Source organism: Veillonella sp. CHU594, from assembly GCF_003992265.1.
GTDB lineage: Bacteria > Bacillota > Negativicutes > Veillonellales > Veillonellaceae > F0422.
The window spans coordinates 130,377-147,732 of record NZ_RQVB01000005.1 but is presented as its reverse complement, the minus strand read 5'-3'; the positions used below and the strand labels follow the sequence as shown (position 1 = coordinate 147,732).

Below are 17,356 nucleotides of genomic sequence, written 5' to 3'. Positions count from 1 at the left end.
TTATAGATATGATCTAATAGAATATATAGAATACTTGTTAGGAGATAGCATATGGCACATCAAATTACTTCTGAATTAAAACGAGTCAAAGACTTATTAGATAACAAAGATCAATTTATTATACCTGACTTTCAAAGAGGATTTGTTTGGGCAAAGAATGAAATTGATATACTGTTTAATGACTTTAGGGAAGACACTGATAATTTTACAATCGATCTTAACAAACTACCAGGATATTTACTAGGTAATATAGTGTTTATTAATGATGAACAAGATATGAATCTTGCCTCTCAATTTGAAGTTATTGATGGTCAGCAACGATTAACGACATTGACATTGATTTTTTGTGTATTGTATGAGAAGTTCAATAATCTATACACTGTAACAAGAGACGAACGGTGGATGCTACAGTCATCTAAGTTTAGCGAATACTTTAGAGTTCTAAATACATACTCACAGTTTGATGATTTTAGAATCAAACATGAAGAAGAATCTGCAAATAAAAATGTCTACCAATCGATCATTAGAAATACTGAGGCAAATTATAGTGGTAAAGATCTTGATGAGGAGTCTAATATCAATAAGGTCTATCAAGCAATAGATGAGCAAATAGATACTATCATAGCAGATGATATGAATAAGCTATTCTACTTAAAAGAATATTTGGAAGTAAAGGTATATCTAATTGTAACTAAAGCCCCCGATGTTGATCGAGCGTACCAATTATTTGAAGTGCTAAATAATCGTGGACTGATGCTTGAGCCCATTGATTTATTAAAGAATCATCTTTTGCGAAACTTAAAAAAATATGACAAAAGTGATATAGATTACTTTATTCTAAATTGGAAACAGTTTTGTGATCATTTAAAAGAAAGTGAAAAGAAAGTAGATACGACAACCTTTGTGAAACACTTTTTACTTGGTACTCTTGGTAAGAAGGTAACAGGAAAAAATATTTTTAAATATTTTAAAGAAAAAGGTACAATGGAAAGTAACGAGATTTTATCGTTGGCAAAGCAATTAAATGAAGTTAGTAAAATTTATAGTAGTATCGAGGGTTCGGCTATCAAAAATAGTTTTATTAATGATAGCTCTAACATGTATATTATTTTTAACTTACTAAAAACAAAGCAAAGTCATGCTTTACTAATCCCTTTTTATAATGCATCCATAGAGCAGAAACAAAGAGTATTAGATGTGCTAGTAAAATATGTAGCATCAGTCATTTTTTCTTTTACACATTCTAATAATATAGAAAAAGACCTACCAGCTTTAATGGAAAAAATATTAGTTAAGGATACAATTGAAGAAAAGGTAGCTGTTTTTGAATCTGAGTTGCAAATGATGACTAAAAAATATATTACCACTTTAAAAGCTATTTTACCGACAAAAAATTTAGCTGGACGCAACAAGAGAAAGCCTGATAAGGGAGGAAGAATCTTAAAGTTTATCGAGCTATACTTCAATCAGAATGAAAATATTAAAACATTGAAGAAAATCGAAGTTGAACATATTATGCCTTTAGAATCGGATATAGAAGATTATGGGTTCAAAAATACCGATGACTTTGATGAGTATTTGAATCGTTTAGGAAATTTAACCTTGCTTACTAAAAAGTACAATATTTCAGCCACGAATAAACAGTTTTCAGATAAGATAGAACATTATCGAGCGTCAGAATTTTTAATTACAAAAGGCATAGTAGAAAAACTTTCTACACCGATAAAGAAAGAGGAAGCACGAGTAGAATTACAAAATCAGTATTTCAATGTAGAACGGGTTAATACAATTGATATTTGGAGTAAGGCACAGATAGAAAAAAGAAGTCAGCTATTAACAGATTTATTAGTAGAGATTTTAAGTAATAGCAATGAGAAATAACAGATAATGTAGGTAGAGTGTTTGGAGTAAAATATATGAATAAATGGAATTTTCCTGGTGGCTATGGCTTAATGCCACGAGGAGCAAATGAAGCTGGTATTGAGGCATTTTTAGATGATATTCCTATGTCTTTGGCAAGGGAAGTAATACAAAATTCTATGGATGCACATGATCCAGAAAATCCTAATCCTGTACGTGTCGTTTTTAGCATTTCAGATGAAGAAACTAATAAGATTATCGGAAAAACTGACTTATTAGAACGAGTACTTCCGAAAGCAATTAACTTTTGGCATGAAAAAAATGCTAGTGATACACATAAGTATTTGAAAGCGTTTAAAGCTGTATTTCAAGAACCATATATGAAGGTATTAAAAATTAGTGATTATAATACTATCGGTTTAAGACAGGCTAACTTTGATTCTCTTATTGAAGGCAGTGGTTATTCAGAAAAAGCAGATACCTCAGCAAGTGGTAGTAAAGGAATTGGTAAGGCAGCTCCTTTCGCAGCATCGAAGTTGCGGATGGTTTTATATAATAGTTTAGCTACAGAAAAAGGAGATATGGATCCTACAGAAAAGTTTGCAGGTGCTATTAACTTTGTATCCTACGCGGATGATACCGTTGATAACCATGTGAATGATTATGGAAAAGAGTTTATCACACAATCTAGAGGTTTATTAGAGAATGCACATTATTCTGAGTGTGAATTTATTGACCAACGAACCGAACATGGAACGGATTTATATATTTTAGGTTTAAAAAATATTGAATTTTGGGAAGAACAAATAGTTCTAGCTGTATTAAATAACTTCTTAGTATCTTTATATAAGGGACTTTTAGAAGTAGGAATTGGAAAGTATATAATTAAAAGAGATACATTAGGAGAGCTATTTAATTCCATTTATGAATCTAAGAGAGTAGGTCAATTTGAATTAAAAGGAAAATATAAGCAACAATTTTTCAAAAGCTACTCTTACTATAATACGTTACAACCAGAAAACCATATTAGCATCCAACTACCAAAAACGTGGATAGAAAAGTATGCATTTATTGATGCTAGTGATGACGGGCAGCTAGTTCTGTATAAAGATGATGAAGATGCAACTCGATGTATATTACAAACTCGTCGAAGTGGCATGAAGATTTTTGAGCAAAATAGAATTAGTGGAACTATTCCTTTTACAGGTGTCTTTATGGCAACGGGGAATAAACTGAATGAATTTTTGCGTAAATTAGAGAATGCTAACCATGATAAATGGAGTTTAGATAGAGCTAGTGATTCAGAACGTGTTCTAACAGATGAATTTTTTACCGATTTAAGAAAGTGGTATAAATCTTCTGTGGAGGAGTTTTTTGGAGCTCAATCTGATGAAAGTATCAATGCTTTTGGATTAAATGATTTATTGCCAGTTGTGGGAAAAGAAGATGAGAATGAACAAGGCCGAGAAGGCGGTATTAATCGCAGAGTAAAATCGGTTAAAAACAGCCATATTAGCTCAAAATCTACGAGGGTTGATGGTGATAGTGATGAAAAAATAATAGATGAGTTAGCTAGTGAAATGGAAGTTGGTCAGGGAAATACTAGTGGTGGTGGAAGTAGTAAAACAGGTGCTCCAGGAGGAGCAAAGGAAGATGCAACCTACGGTGCGGGTAATGAGCCAGGAGATAAAGGGGAAGAACCTGGAGGAGAAAAAGTCATTGGACACACATATCGAGAAATTGATAGCCCTAAGTTCCTTAAGTTAAAACTAATGGAATTAAATTCAAGAAATGGAGAGTATCGTTTTATTGCACTATCCAGTATTCCTAAGAATAAATTAGCCTTTGAATGGCAGATTGTAGGAGAAAATGGTTCTTCATATAAAACAGATATAGAAGTCAGCACATCCTCAACACATCAAATACTTAAAGATAAACGAAAAATTGTTGTTAGTGATATTCAAAAAAATGACCGTATTCAAGTAGACTTTAAGGTGAATACAAAAGGTAGAGTAAAAATGAAAGGCGTAATCTATGAAGTTAAATGCTGATTTATTTCCTTATCCAGTGCTTACCCCAGAGTTAGATGATTATATTGATAATACAAGTTTTGAAGTTAATAATTTGGAAGCACATATAGAAGGCTCTGATCTTGTATCTATACGTTGCATGTTTGTAGTACATAATAAGCAGTTGCAAGGATTATTGGAAAATAAAGAACTTGTGTATGCCATACATTTAGAAGGAGAAGCAAGTAGTTATAGAAAGTTAATTACTACTTCTGCAGAGAACCCATTTCTCAATATAAGTATAAAAAATGATGTATTACCCAAAAAGCTATTTGTAAACTGCTTAATTCTTGCTAATACAACTGTAAAAAACTATAGAAACGAAACATTTAATTCTTTATATTACGATGATACTTACGTAGTAGATATGCTATATAAAGGTGATATAGTAGCTTTTTTGCCAACTCAAACTTTTGAATTTGAAGTATACAATACAGCATTAGGACAAGACAGTATCTTTACTGTTTCAAAGCATAATGAACCATATATGGGTTTGGAATTAACGGGTGATAAAATAGAGGTTATATTACCCAAAGATATGTTTGATATATATAATACGTGTGGAAATGAAAGAGATAATAAGTCACTATTCATATCGGCTATTATCATGCCAGCTTTGATAGAGGCTTTGGGAGAGATAAGGAATGAAACAGTAAGCAGTGACTTACAATGGGTTTCATCAATATGTGATATTTTAGAACGTGAGAATATAGATTTGGGCAATAATTCATTGTTTGTTGTTGCTCAAAAATTATTGCAGCAACCATTTGATGATGTGATTAAAAATGAATTTAATACAGGGTATAAAGATGAGTGAAACTAGAGTTAAAAAGCTTACATATTTGAAAGATAGTGCTTTAGAAGATTTCAAACAGAACTTTCAAATGCGTTATTATCCATTATACAAATTAGGAAAAGCTGAAGAATTAACTAAATCTGTATGTAGTAACAATAATGTTGTAGAAACAGATATAGAGTATGAATATATTCCACTTAAATTAGAGAGTGCAGAATATGATGCAGAAATTGTTAAATATAATATGAGAGCTATTTGGAATAGCCTGCATATACTAACTAGAACACAGGCGGAATTAGAAAAGATTTGGGTTGCATTAGCACATACAGACTATGTGGAGTATTCCATTGGATGTTATAATGCATTTGTTAAAAATGACGATGTAGAAAAGGAAGTTAAGAATCTAAAGTCCAGAACATATTTTACTAATGGATCAAAACGGTCATTAGCCATTCATAATTTGGCAAGTTATTGGTGGTTAGCTTATTATTTTATTGATGAGAAGCACAGTAATCCATTTCATTTATTAGATTTTTTAGTGAGTAAACAGTATCGTGGTAATGCGGTAGTATTATTATCAAGTAATATTGTTTCCACAAAAAGTATTGCTTTAGGTGTTTTGGAAGCGATACGTGAACTGGTAGAGGAAAAAGGCGTTACTAATAACCGTGATGTATATGCAAAAGCTACGGCTCTGCTTAATAAAATAGGCGGTATTCGTATTTTAGATACATTATCTCGTGAAGAAATTAAAGAGATTGTTCTTGAAAACTATCCGTACTAGTTAGATGAGAAAGGACTTCTTATGGAAACACCTTGAACAAAACACTCCACCCAACATCATACTAAGTCAGATCAAGACGTAATTCACACTCCTCATCCTACTATTATAGGCAAAAGTGATAATATAATTTTTCCACGTCCAGAGATATATCTAGCAGAGGTTGAATTTAGCAATTCCAGAGAAATAGGTACTTTCATTTGTGAAAATATGGATGTATGGGAGGGAGACTTTGTCTATGTAACGGGTCCGATGCAAGACAAAATTGGAACAGTACGGGATGTGGACTATTTTTGCAAGATACGTCCTTCTAAATATGAACGGGTGGTAGCAAAAGTTGATACATCCTTATATGGTGAATTTTCTCCTATAGAACACTTATGGGTGACTTTTCAACGTAACAGTATTGAAAAGGATAAAATGCGCCTTTGGTTTCTATCGCCTTTGTCTGATGGTCCTTGTGTAAGTAATAGTGATATGGTTCCGTTTTCATTATTCAATTTAGATGGTTTCCCTATATCTTCTATTCGAGCAGAGCGTGGAGAAGGTTATTATGAAGAAGATCGTGTGGTTTATCTCTCTATCGATAAGGGAGAGGGGTATGCCATTGTACAAGGTTCTGAGTACTATGAGGTTACTTTTATCTATGAAGATGAGGAAATCAAAACGATTGTATGTAATTGCTATTGTGAGGGCCATTGCAAACATGAATATGCTGTATTACTACAGTTGCAGGACTTAGTGGCTGATTGGGCAGTCAACTTTGACGAGAATTACCCTAAACAGGAATACTTTGCAGCGATTGATAAAACGGTAGCTTGGAATATGAATGTTAGCCGTAGACAGAAAGAAATCATTAGATTAACAGAAGATTCCTATGAGGGACTTATTATATATGAAGATTAAGGAGGACCCATGCAAGAACGTAAACTTTCATCGGAAATGAAATTCGATGGTAAATTGATTAAGGTAACTTATGATGTAGCAGAGGTCAATGGCAAGGAAGCTTGGCGTGAGGTGGTACATCATCCAGGGGCAAGTGCAGTGGTAGCCATTGATGAAGACAATCGCATTATTATGGAAAAACAGTTCCGCTATGCATTGAACGATTATTTATTGGAAATTCCTGCGGGTAAATTAGATGCTGGTGAAGATCCTTTGGTATGTGCTAAACGTGAGCTAGAAGAAGAAACAGGTATTGTAGCTTCGGAATGGATTAGTCTTGGAACTATTGCAACATCTCCTGGTTTTTGTAATGAAGTCATTCATTTGTATGTGGCAAAAGGACTTTCCAAAGGGGAAATCCATTGGGATGAAGATGAATATGTGGAAGTTGAGCGATATACGTTCGACGAATTGCTACAACGCATTAAGGAAGAGAAAATCAAAGATAGTAAATCTTTATCCACGTTGTTATTAGCTATGCCGTATTTGAAATAACGAAAGAATGCCTAGGAGTCTAACTTCCTAGGCATAGATTGTTTACGAGTGTTTAACAAAGAGGAGGTCTCTATGTTTAAACGAATTATTACGATTGTCACAGATAGTGTAGGAATTGGTCACAATCCAGATGCAGAACGTTTTGGAGATACGGGTGCTAATACCTTGGGCCATATTGAAGAGGCGGTAGGGCCTTTACAGATTCCGAATTTACGAAAATTGGGTATCGGTAGGATTGCGGATATTACACCGCAACAAGATACAGTGGTGGGTGCCTTTGGTCGCATGCATGAACAAAGTACAGGGAAAGATACGACCAGTGGTCATTGGGAAATGATGGGTCATCCTGTGAAAGTTCCTTTCCCAACCTTTTATGATGGATTTCCTCAGGAGTTAATGGATACTTTCACGAAAGAAACTGGCTATGGATTCCTAGGCAATGAAGCGGCATCGGGGACGGAAATCATTGAGCGCCTAGGGGAAGAGCATATGAGAACGGGGAACCCCATTGTGTATACGTCTGCCGATTCGGTATTTCAAATCGCCGCTCATGAAAGTATCATTCCTTTAGAGGACCTATACAAGATGTGCCAAATTACACGGGAACGAGTATGTATTGGGGATTACTATGTAGGGCGCATCATTGCTCGTCCCTTTGTAGGGGAGCCAGGTCATTTTGTGCGCACCTCAAATCGTCATGATTATAGTCGATTGCCAGAAGGACGTTTCGTGTTACAAGCCTTACAAGATGCGAAAGTGCCGACTATCGGAGTAGGAAAGATTGGAGATATATACGCTCATATCGGTTTGGATCAATCCTTTCCAACAAAATCTAATTCTCATGGCATGAACCTAGTAGCTGCCTTGTTGGGGCATACTGCAGATGGTACACATAGTATACAAGATACATCAGATACTACGTTAGAAGGTAGATTTACTTATGGCTATATGATGGTCAATCTAGTAGAGTTCGATAGCTTGTATGGGCATCGTCGTGATGTACAGGGTTATGGTCGTGAGCTAGAAATGTTTGACTATCAACTAGGGGGATTGCTAGAACTATTAACGGAAAGTGATTTGCTACTGATTACGGCAGACCATGGTAATGATCCGACTTGGAAGGGGACAGACCATACACGAGAGCTAGTGCCAATCTTGGCGTACTCACCATCTTTCACAGGGCCCATTGATCTAGGGGATAGACGTAGCTTTGCAGATATTGGACAAACTATATTGGAAAACTTTGGGGTTAAAGAATCATTTGCGGGGGAAAGTTTTTTACAATTATTAGCAAAATAAAGGAGAGGCTTACTTTTTATACAGTTAGGCTTATACTGAGCCCTGTGTTTTATCGGTGTAAGAATAGAGTAAAATAATAAAGCTAAACATAGCAAAAGAGGCTATCAGTACTGAAGAAATTTCTTCCTGACTGATAGCCTCTTTTTTGAGTACATGTACCTTCAAAATCTTACGCGCGTGTAATTTTATCAGAACGAAGGCAGCGTGTGCAAACGTTAACTCGTTTAGTTTCGCCGTCTACAATTGCTCGTACTCTTTGGATGTTTGGTTTCCAAGTTCGTTTGGAACGGATATGGGAATGAGAAACATTCATACCCGTAGTAGTGGATTTACCACATACTTCGCAAAGGTTTGCCATTTGTTTCCACCTCCAAAGTGTTTACTACTAATATAACATATGTATTTTATCATAAAAGGGCATAGCAATGCAAGTGCGTTTCTTCCTTTTAGATAAGATTATACTAGCTTATTAACTATATACTAAAATAGTAAACACTGTCAAATTTTATTAAAATATGACTTGTGTTTAATTTAAACAAGATGTATAATTTAATCATAGAAGGACACTTTGTTATATAACCTAACTCACGTAACTCTTTTACAAAGTGCCCTTCTTTTTTTGCGCCTATTTTTAGGTAGAGTTCATATTGTATTGTCTCTCTATGGTATAATATAAAGCATCAAGTAGCAGTTACGTATGATAGTGTGTCATAGGATAGATACACATATAGATGCATACCATACGTAGGTACAGTAAGGCTGATTATGACAGAGTATTAGCGAGTGTTTACAGTATGGCGATTCTTATGTATTAAGCAACTAATACAAATTAGTCATGTAGCATGCTTTCAGAGTGGATAGAGTAGAGGGTACTTTTAGAAAAAAGGAAAGAGTACAGATAGAATATGAACGAACAATTGCAATCTATAAAGAGTGTGGGACCGCAACGAGTGAAACAATTGAATAAATTAGGAATCTATACGGTAACAGGTTTGTTGCATTATTTTCCACGTACTTTTGAAGATAGACGGCAAGTGTATACGATCTGTGAAGCTCCTATAGGAGAGATGATAGGTGTGACAGGGCAGGTAGTAAGGGTCAGTGAAAAACGCCCAAGACCACGTATGCATATTTTAACGGTTACTCTATCTGATGGAATACGTCAATTAAACTTGACATTTTTTAACCAAGCCTATAAGAAAAACTTTTATAAACTAGGTCAACAAATATATGCCTATGGGAAGATAGAACATACTTATGGTGCGTACCAAATGAATACACCACAAGTGGAAATGATAGAAGAAGGACAAGTCATAGACCGTGGTATTGTACCGGTCTACGGTTTGACGGAAGGTATGAAACAGTGGGGGATTCGCGTAGCCATTAAAAATTGGTTTGACCATAATGGCACTTTAGAAGACGTGGTCCCTCAAGATGTGATGGGAGACAAGTTTACCATGAGCCGTTATGATGCCTTTCGAGAAATGCATTTTCCTACATCGTGGGAACGCTACCAAGAGGCACGTGCACAATTAGCCTATGAAGAACTATGGATTATGCAAATGGGGGTATTGCTTCTTCGTGCCCATGAACAGGACCAGGGGGGATTCCCTATGACTGAGAATGGTTCCTTAGTGAATCGCATACGCCGAGGATTGCCATTTACGTTAACAGGGGACCAAGAGAAAGCCTTTGGGGAGATTGCTAAGGATATGGAGCAGCCCCAAGCCATGCAGCGGTTAGTACAAGGTGATGTAGGCTCTGGTAAAACGGTAGTAGCTGCTTTGGCGTTAGCTAAAGCAGTAGAAAATGGATTTCAAGGGGCGATTATGGCGCCGACGGAAATTTTAGCCACACAACATTTTGAAAGCTTTCAGGAACTCTTTCAAGATGCTCCGATACGAATGGCATTGTTGACTGGTTCAACGAAAAAAAAGCAAGATCTCTATGAAGCCTTAGAACGAGGAGACATCGATGTCTTGGTGGGCACCCATGCGTTGATTCAAGATAAGGTGGTATTCCATCAATTAGGGTTAATTGTAGTGGATGAACAACATAGATTTGGTGTGGAACAACGGGCAAAATTGCAGCGAAAAGGAGACCACCCTCATGTGCTAATTATGACGGCAACCCCTATACCACGGACTATGACCTTATCTATTTATGGAGATTTAGAACTTTCTTTGATTAAGGAAATGCCTCCAGGTCGTAAGCCTGTGAAGACCTACGCTGTGGATTCGTCCTATAAAGAGCGATTGTTGCATTTTTTTGAAAAAGAAATGCAAGCGGGCCGTCAGGTCTATGCAGTGTGTCCATTAGTAGAAGAGTCTGAAAAAATGGATTTACAAGCAGCAGAACAAATTTATTATGAATATAAAGAATATTTTGAGCCACACTATCGTGTAGGTTTGGTGCATGGTCGCATGCGTCCAAAGGAAAAAGAAGAAATTATGGATGCGTTCTATCGTCGAGAGATTCATTTGTTAGTATCGACTACGGTGATTGAAGTAGGCGTAAATGTGCCGAATGCGACGATTATGTGTATCCATAATGCAGAACGTTTTGGTTTATCCCAGTTGCATCAATTGCGTGGTCGTGTAGGTCGTGGATCGGCACAGGCCTATTGTATTCTGATTAGTGATAGTAAAAACCCTGATAGCAAAACTCGACTTTCACTGATGGAACAAACGCAAGACGGATTTGAACTAGCAGAACAAGACTTGCTCATCCGTGGTACAGGGGAATTATTTGGCTTGGCTCAGTCAGGTCTGCCAGATTTGAAAGTTGCGAACATTATCAAAGATATACCTATTCTTGTGGAAGCTAGAGAAGATGCTAAAATGTATTTACAATCCCACGGATTTGATGAAGTACAATCGACTTTGCGTCACCAAATGGAAGCACGTTTTGGACCACAGTATATGCGTATTTTATATAATTAATCTTACCTACTACATGTTGTTTAGTAAGGGTCATCTATGATACAATAAGGTGAGATTTTATCTGTAGCATGGTGCTATAGATATCTAGTGGTGAGGGAGGAAAGACTCATGCCTATTATTCATGTAGAACTTGTTGAAGGTCGTACTTTTGAACAAAAGAAAGCTCTTGGCGAAGCGATTACAAAAGCAACTGTAGAAACTGTAAAAGTACCGGCAGAAGCAGTAAAAGTAATTTTCGTGGACATGAAAGCTGATAACTATATGGAAGCTGGCGTTATGCGCTGCGAAAAGAAATAATTAGGAAAATTACCTACCAGAAGGATAGGTCTATGATAGGGTGTAGTCTCTTTCATATGTCCTGTCCTTCTTGTTTACATACTAGAGTAGATGAGGTGAATGGTGCAGAATCAAATACATGTGCTATCCGTCCCAATTGATGCGGTAACGATGACGGAAGCCGTAGGTAGAGTGCTTTCATTAGTGGGACAGCCAAAATTACATATGGTGGCAACGGCCAATGCAGAAATGATTATGATGGCACAGGATGATCAAAGATTGTTAGAGGTTCTGCAACAAGCGGATCTCGTTGTACCGGATGGAGCAGGTGCTTTATGGGCAGCTGAGCAACAGGGACAGCGTTTTCCAGAACGAGTGACAGGTTGTGACCTATTGCAACAGTTATTGAAGGCAGCTAAAGCACATAATATAAAGATATACTGCTTAGGTGGAGCTGAGGGAGTTGTCAAAAAAGCCTTAGAAAATATGACAGCAGAACTTGGAGAATTGCCGGTAGTGGGATATCATTCTGGATATTTCACAGCGGAGGAAGAAGTAGACATTCTTGATGAGATTCAACGTAGTGGGGCTCAATTAGTGTTTGTTGCCTTTGGGGTGCCGAAACAAGAGTTTTGGATTCAAGAAAAATTAGCCCATTTAGATGGTGTAGTCGCCATGGGAGTGGGTGGTTCTTTCGATGTATTAGCGGGCATGTTGAAACGAGCTCCTGTATGGATGCAAGAAAACCGCTTAGAGTGGTTATATCGATTGGCATTGCAACCGAAACGTATCATTCGTATGTTAGCATTGCCTAAATTTATGTGGACTGTATGGCGCCATAAACGTTGATACAGTATAGTTGTATCTTGTTGGAGCTATCACTAGTTAAGAGAGGTTTAATATGGGTTTGATTGTTAAAGAAGGATACCCTTTAATCGGTGCTTGTCTTGTTGTGACAGCACTGGTAGGCTACTTTCTATCATGGTGGTTAGGAATTATACCATTTGTACTGGCATTATTCTTTACTTATTTTTTCAGAAATCCTAATCGCCGTATTCCTCATGATCCAATGGTGTTAGTATCACCTGCGGATGGGAAAGTGATGGAAGTAGTAGAAGTGTTTGAGGACACATATTTACATCAACAATGTAAAAAAGTAACGATTTTTTTATCTGTTTTTGATGTCCATGTGAATCGGGCTCCAATGGCAGGTGAAATTACGTTTCGACAATATACAGAAGGTCGTTTCTTACCTGCCTATAAAGATTCAGTAGGATATGAAAATGAACGTCATACAATTAGCATTAAAAATGACAAGATGGAAATTGTGGTGACACAGATTGCGGGCTTGTTGGCTAGACGTATCGTGTCTTGGACAGATGTAGGAGATACCTTGGAGCAAGGTACCTTGTATGGTATGATTAAATTCGGTTCTTGCACAGAGCTATTTGTTCCATTAGACGTAGAGATTTGCGTCACAAAAGGGCAACATGTAGTTGGTGGAGAAACGATTATTGGGAGGGTGAAAGATGAATAAGTCTATATTTCCCAATCTTTGCACAGCAGCAAATTTAGCCTTCGGTGTGATCGGCATTAGTTTATCTGCTACAGGTAATTTTACTGGGGCAGCCATATGTGTGCTTTTATCCTTATTAGCCGATGGCTTAGATGGACGGATTGCTCGTGCTTTGGGTGTTTCTGGAGATTTTGGCCGTGAATTAGACTCTTTAGCCGATGTAGTTGGCTTTGGCGTATCTCCAGCTTTTATGCTGTATATGATGAGCTTGGATCACTATGGTTGGTTAGGCTATGTGCCATTGTTGGTATTCTCTGTGTTAGGGGCTTTCAGATTGGCACGATTTAATATTATGACGGAAGAAGTACACGGTTACTTCCAAGGGTTACCGATTCCTGCAGCAGGTTGTATGGCAGCTACCTATGTGTTAAGTGGTGTTCGTATTCCTGATGTGGCATTGATGTTGGCTATGATCGTCGTAGGTTACTTGATGGTCAGCAATGTGCATCATCCAGATTTCAAAGGGAAAGGTAGCGATCCAGTACAACCGATTGCCGTAGGTATTACTGTAGGTTGTGGTGTGTTTTGTTTATTGATGGACTATCGCTCCTGGCCGGTTTTGATTTTTGTATTATATGCTGTATATGGTATTAGTAATACTATCATCAACAACATTCGTAAATAGGAAGGAACTAGAATGAATTACGTTTGGTTTGACCTAATTATGATTCCCATACAGGTAATTATCGTATTTTATACCTTGTATTACTTTGTGTTGATGGTCTGTGGCATGTGGCATAAAAGTGATAAAACAGAATGTCCGCCGAAACATTCCTTTGCTATTATTGTCTGTGCCCATAATGAAAGTGCCGTGATAGGTCAATTGGTGAATAATCTACAAGTCTTAGATTATCCTCGCCACTTATATGATATCTTTGTGGTGGCAGATAATTGTAAAGATGACACTGCTAAGATTGCCCGTGAAGCTGGTGCTGAAGTGTATGAACGTTTTAACACAGAAGAAGTGGGTAAAGGATATGCCATGGGCTGGATGTTTGACAAAGTATTCGCCATGGAACGCAAGTATGATGCATTCGTAATTTTTGATGCGGATAATCTAGTGCATCCTCATTTCCTCTATGAAATGAATCGTCATTTGGAAAAAGGGGAGCCAGTGATTCAAGGGTACTTGAATGCGAAGAATCCAACCGATACATGGGTAGCGGGTACCTTTGCCATTGCCTTTTGGATGGTCAATCATATGTGGCACTTGGCTAAATATAACTTGGGACTTTCCACAGCCTTGGGTGGTACAGGTATGTGTATTCGTACAGATATTATCCGCGACTATGGTTGGTCATGTAATAGCTTGACGGAAGATATGGAATTTTCCTTGAAACTGTTAATCCATGGCGTGAAAACAACATGGGCGCATAATGCTATCGTCTATGATGAAAAACCATTGACCTTTATGCAGTCTTGGAATCAGCGGAAACGTTGGGCTCAAGGGCATTTTGACACAGGAGAACGGTATATTCCGAAACTTTTTGTGCAAGGTATTAAGAAAGGAAAATGGACGATTCTAGATGGGATTGTGCAGATTACACAGCCCTATTTCTTGTTACTGTCCGCCTTTTATATTATTATGACCTATATCAATGGTATTGTACCGTTGTATACGAATATTATTTACCAAATTTTACCAGTACAAGTATGGCAGATTATTGGTATTGGACAATATTTATTTCCACTCATTGTGTTAGCACAAATTAAAGTGCCACCAAAAGTTTGGATCTATTATCTATTGTATCCGCTATTCATCTATTCTTGGGTACCCGTTACCTTCTTAGGATATTTGAATCGCCACGATAAAGTATGGTCTCATACACAACATACTCGTGGGGTAGAACTAGGGGAAGTGAAACTAACCCGTATGGGCGATACCAGTCGAAAAACAAAAGAATAAACTATGATAAGAGCAACAGGATGTGAAAATTCTGTTGCTTTTTTTTCTAATAAGAAAGTGCTTACTATTCTTAAAATTTACTCTACGCAGTGCCCATTCTCTATGCTATAATGTATATTACGTATCAAATAATGTAGTATATATTATTCATAATGGAAGGGAAGACGAATGATGCCACCAGAGTTAGAAGAACCGCATCAAGGGCTCGGTTCAAGACAGAAAAAACGTATTATAGGAGTCAAACCAGGTCAGTTTGTGAAAGGCCTTGACGGGCTAAAAGGGTTAGCCATTCTAGGGGTCACGATCTTTCATTTATTTCCCCATGCAGCCAGTGGCGGGTTCATGGGGGTTTCCCTTTTCTTTGTCTTATCGGGATATTTATTAGCTTTTACCACAAATCAACAATGGAAGGTGGGAAATTACAGCATTTCCAAATTTTTTCAGCGTAGAGCAGAGCGGATTCTTATCCCCTTAGTGTTGATGGTGACGGTCATATTAGGGCTATGGCATTTGCTATTACCTGAAAAATTAGCGGGCATACGTCCAGAAGTGATTTCCATTTTGCTGGGGTATAATAACTGGTGGCAAATTGCACAAAATGCGGACTATTTTACCCGTTTAGTAAACACATCGCCATTCACCCATATGTGGTTCTTAGGGGTAGAAATTCAATATATTGTCATTTGGCCAATTCTATTTTGGATCTATACAGCACTGAAAAGACAATGGAGTTATACCATCGGTCTAGTATGGATGTTGGTGTTAGCATTAGGTTCCTCTGTCATTATGCCTCTACTATATACAGAGGGCATGGACGTATCTCGTTTTTATTACGGCACAGACACACGGCTATTCGCGTTGCTATTGGGCGCCTTTTTGGGATTGCACCGGAGTGAACAAAAACTATATCCTTTGGGCACTATGAAAGGAAATGTCATCAGCAGTGTACTTCTACTGGTAGGTATCATTGTAACAGTGCTAGGGTACATCTATTTAGATGGGCAAAGCCCTTCTCTTTACACCTATGGCATGGTAGCATTTACTTGTCTATTTGGTTTCATGGTGTGGTTAGTAGAACGTCCTAACACGCCACTTGGAAAACTGGTTGATGTGCCACTCCTTGCATGGTTTGGTAAACATAGTTATGGATTATTTTTATGGCAATATCCAATGATTTATCTCTTTGAACATATGGGTTTCATGGAATATTTTGCATCACCCATAGCCTACTATATCGTTTTAGTCTCGGCCATCATAGGCCTTACACTTTGGTCTGAAGCGGTGACGAATTGGTGTGTCCGTCAACATAGTGTCCGTGCCATTGTGGATGTCGTTCGTTCCTACTATGTGAAAGTTGTTTCTATCGTAGGGGCTATTTGTATTGTCCTAGGTATCTATGCATTTGCTACAGCATCAGAAGAGAAGCAACAAGACGTGACTGAATTGCAAGTGCGATTGGCGAAGAATGCAGAATCCCAAGCTGCAGAAAATGCGAAGGTAATCGATTTGTCTACTGTCAGTGATCCACAAGATATGGTGCATATGGCAGCCATTGGTGATTCCGTCATGCTTGGTTCCGCGCATGCATTACGAAAGGACTTTGCAGGTATACAAATTGATGCCAAAGTATCTCGCTATGTAGGAGCAGGTTTAGGGATTGCAAAGCAAATGGATGCTAAGCAACAATTAGGCAATGCGGTCCTTATTGGCCTTGGTACGAATGGTCCCATTACAGGCTATTATGAAGATGAAACAAAAGCATTGGTGCAGTATTTAGGGTCCAATCGTCAGATTTTCTGGGTCAACAATTATGCGCCAGGCATCCAATGGATTGAAGCCAATAATACATACTTAACTAAGCTTGCCAAAGAACATCCGAATGTGCATATCATCGACTGGGCTAGCCTAGCAGCAAAACATCGTGACTGGCTTGGAGATGACGGTATCCATCCGAATGATACAGGAGTGAAAGAATACTCTAAATTTATCCATGATGAAGTAAAAAAAGTATTGCTCCAACAAGCAGAAACAAATAAAAAACAGAAAAAGCGCTAAGCACTTATCTTACGATAAGAGGGATTAGCTAGGCATGCCAATATATAAGGGTTGTAACGAAATGTAGATTTACATTTTGTTACAGCCCTTTTGGTTTACCATTGATAGTCGACTCTCAATATTTTCAAAAAGTAAAAAAATAAGAGCCATATCTCTCGATACGGCTCTCGCAAAAGTATGGCTACTTTTTCTATATGTATACATATTAACTTAGTCTAAACCAATTGTCAATGACAAGAGTATTTGATTAATATCCCCTAAAATAGCACTACTAGTCAACGTTGACTGGTAGGAGTGTTTTCTAGGGCTTTAGAGGGTGCATAGAGAAATCCTAAGTACGCAAGTAAAGGAGGTGA

The 17,356-nt window shown here is 37.5% G+C and carries 15 protein-coding genes; 14 read left to right on the top strand and 1 reads right to left on the bottom strand.

Annotated features, from left to right (window positions below; all coding sequences use genetic code 11):
- Window positions 1–51: 51 nt before the first annotated feature.
- The 7 genes from EO111_RS04760 to EO111_RS04730 all read left to right on the top strand — a co-directional run bounded on the left by EO111_RS04760 (window position 52) and on the right by EO111_RS04730 (window position 8,245).
- Window positions 52–1,881, top strand: a complete 1,830-nt coding sequence (locus EO111_RS04760) for a DUF262 domain-containing protein (RefSeq protein WP_127010873.1) — start codon at window positions 52–54, stop codon at window positions 1,879–1,881.
- 35 nt (window positions 1,882–1,916) lie between these two features.
- Complete coding sequence (locus tag EO111_RS04755; RefSeq protein ID WP_127010872.1) at window positions 1,917–3,911, top strand: hypothetical protein; 1,995 nt, start codon at window positions 1,917–1,919, stop codon at window positions 3,909–3,911.
- A complete protein-coding gene (locus EO111_RS04750) occupies window positions 3,895–4,746 on the top strand; it encodes a hypothetical protein (protein ID WP_127010871.1) in 852 nt (283 codons plus the stop codon). Before EO111_RS04755 ends, EO111_RS04750 begins: the two co-directional genes overlap by 17 nt.
- Complete coding sequence (locus EO111_RS04745; RefSeq protein ID WP_127010870.1) at window positions 4,739–5,509, top strand: DUF6339 family protein; 771 nt, start codon at window positions 4,739–4,741, stop codon at window positions 5,507–5,509. Before EO111_RS04750 ends, EO111_RS04745 begins: the two co-directional genes overlap by 8 nt.
- 207 nt (window positions 5,510–5,716) lie before the next feature.
- On the top strand, window positions 5,717–6,412 hold the full coding sequence (locus tag EO111_RS04740) for an SWIM zinc finger domain-containing protein (RefSeq protein WP_127010869.1): 696 nt from the start codon (window positions 5,717–5,719) through the stop codon (window positions 6,410–6,412).
- Between the two features lie 9 nt (window positions 6,413–6,421).
- Complete coding sequence (locus EO111_RS04735) at window positions 6,422–6,946, top strand: NUDIX domain-containing protein (RefSeq protein WP_127010868.1); 525 nt, start codon at window positions 6,422–6,424, stop codon at window positions 6,944–6,946.
- A 72-nt stretch (window positions 6,947–7,018) separates the two neighbouring features.
- The gene (locus EO111_RS04730) at window positions 7,019–8,245 is read left to right on the top strand and encodes a phosphopentomutase (protein WP_062402316.1); all 1,227 of its coding nucleotides are present in this window, start codon (window positions 7,019–7,021) and stop codon (window positions 8,243–8,245) included.
- A gap of 169 nt (window positions 8,246–8,414) precedes the next feature.
- Here the strand turns inward: EO111_RS04730 and rpmB are convergent, their stop codons facing one another.
- On the bottom strand, window positions 8,415–8,603 hold the full coding sequence (gene rpmB / locus EO111_RS04725) for a 50S ribosomal protein L28 (protein WP_038144954.1): 189 nt from the start codon (window positions 8,601–8,603) through the stop codon (window positions 8,415–8,417).
- 547 nt (window positions 8,604–9,150) lie between these two features.
- Here rpmB and recG point away from each other — a divergent pair.
- The 7 genes from recG to EO111_RS04690 all read left to right on the top strand — a co-directional run bounded on the left by recG (window position 9,151) and on the right by EO111_RS04690 (window position 17,000).
- Complete coding sequence (recG, locus tag EO111_RS04720) at window positions 9,151–11,187, top strand: ATP-dependent DNA helicase RecG (RefSeq protein WP_127010867.1); 2,037 nt, start codon at window positions 9,151–9,153, stop codon at window positions 11,185–11,187.
- 108 nt (window positions 11,188–11,295) lie between these two features.
- The gene (locus tag EO111_RS04715; protein ID WP_009353866.1) at window positions 11,296–11,484 is read left to right on the top strand and encodes a 4-oxalocrotonate tautomerase; all 189 of its coding nucleotides are present in this window, start codon (window positions 11,296–11,298) and stop codon (window positions 11,482–11,484) included.
- Window positions 11,485–11,586: 102 nt separating this feature from the next.
- Window positions 11,587–12,312, top strand: a complete 726-nt coding sequence (locus EO111_RS04710) for a WecB/TagA/CpsF family glycosyltransferase (protein WP_127010880.1) — start codon at window positions 11,587–11,589, stop codon at window positions 12,310–12,312.
- Window positions 12,313–12,364: 52 nt separating this feature from the next.
- Entirely contained in the window at window positions 12,365–13,000 is a 636-nt protein-coding gene (locus tag EO111_RS04705; RefSeq protein WP_062402326.1) for a phosphatidylserine decarboxylase family protein, read from the top strand.
- The gene (gene pssA / locus EO111_RS04700; protein WP_062402329.1) at window positions 12,993–13,664 is read left to right on the top strand and encodes a CDP-diacylglycerol--serine O-phosphatidyltransferase; all 672 of its coding nucleotides are present in this window, start codon (window positions 12,993–12,995) and stop codon (window positions 13,662–13,664) included. The genes EO111_RS04705 and pssA overlap by 8 nt, the downstream gene beginning before the upstream one ends.
- A 12-nt stretch (window positions 13,665–13,676) precedes the next feature.
- A complete protein-coding gene (locus tag EO111_RS04695) occupies window positions 13,677–14,945 on the top strand; it encodes a glycosyltransferase family 2 protein (RefSeq protein WP_009353839.1) in 1,269 nt (422 codons plus the stop codon).
- Between the two features lie 168 nt (window positions 14,946–15,113).
- Window positions 15,114–17,000: an acyltransferase family protein gene (locus EO111_RS04690; RefSeq protein ID WP_082717794.1), complete on the top strand. Its 1,887-nt coding sequence runs from the start codon at window positions 15,114–15,116 to the stop codon at window positions 16,998–17,000.
- Window positions 17,001–17,356: the final 356 nt, after the last annotated feature.

Bases quoted from the DNA above. Each gene is read 5' to 3' on its own strand.
- EO111_RS04705 (WP_062402326.1), top strand. From the start codon at position 12,365: ATGGGTTTGATTGTTAAAGAAGGATACCCTTTAATCGGTGCTTGTCTT.
- recG (WP_127010867.1), top strand. From the start codon at position 9,151: ATGAACGAACAATTGCAATCTATAAAGAGTGTGGGACCGCAACGAGTG.
- EO111_RS04750 (WP_127010871.1), top strand. From the start codon at position 3,895: ATGAAGTTAAATGCTGATTTATTTCCTTATCCAGTGCTTACCCCAGAG.
- EO111_RS04730 (WP_062402316.1), top strand. From the start codon at position 7,019: ATGTTTAAACGAATTATTACGATTGTCACAGATAGTGTAGGAATTGGT.
- EO111_RS04715 (WP_009353866.1), top strand. From the start codon at position 11,296: ATGCCTATTATTCATGTAGAACTTGTTGAAGGTCGTACTTTTGAACAA.
- EO111_RS04760 (WP_127010873.1), top strand. From the start codon at position 52: ATGGCACATCAAATTACTTCTGAATTAAAACGAGTCAAAGACTTATTA.
- EO111_RS04740 (WP_127010869.1), top strand. From the start codon at position 5,717: ATGGATGTATGGGAGGGAGACTTTGTCTATGTAACGGGTCCGATGCAA.
- EO111_RS04690 (WP_082717794.1), top strand. From the start codon at position 15,114: ATGATGCCACCAGAGTTAGAAGAACCGCATCAAGGGCTCGGTTCAAGA.
- rpmB (WP_038144954.1), bottom strand. From the start codon at position 8,603: ATGGCAAACCTTTGCGAAGTATGTGGTAAATCCACTACTACGGGTATG.
- EO111_RS04745 (WP_127010870.1), top strand. From the start codon at position 4,739: ATGAGTGAAACTAGAGTTAAAAAGCTTACATATTTGAAAGATAGTGCT.
- EO111_RS04755 (WP_127010872.1), top strand. From the start codon at position 1,917: ATGAATAAATGGAATTTTCCTGGTGGCTATGGCTTAATGCCACGAGGA.
- EO111_RS04695 (WP_009353839.1), top strand. From the start codon at position 13,677: ATGAATTACGTTTGGTTTGACCTAATTATGATTCCCATACAGGTAATT.
- EO111_RS04735 (WP_127010868.1), top strand. From the start codon at position 6,422: ATGCAAGAACGTAAACTTTCATCGGAAATGAAATTCGATGGTAAATTG.
- pssA (WP_062402329.1), top strand. From the start codon at position 12,993: ATGAATAAGTCTATATTTCCCAATCTTTGCACAGCAGCAAATTTAGCC.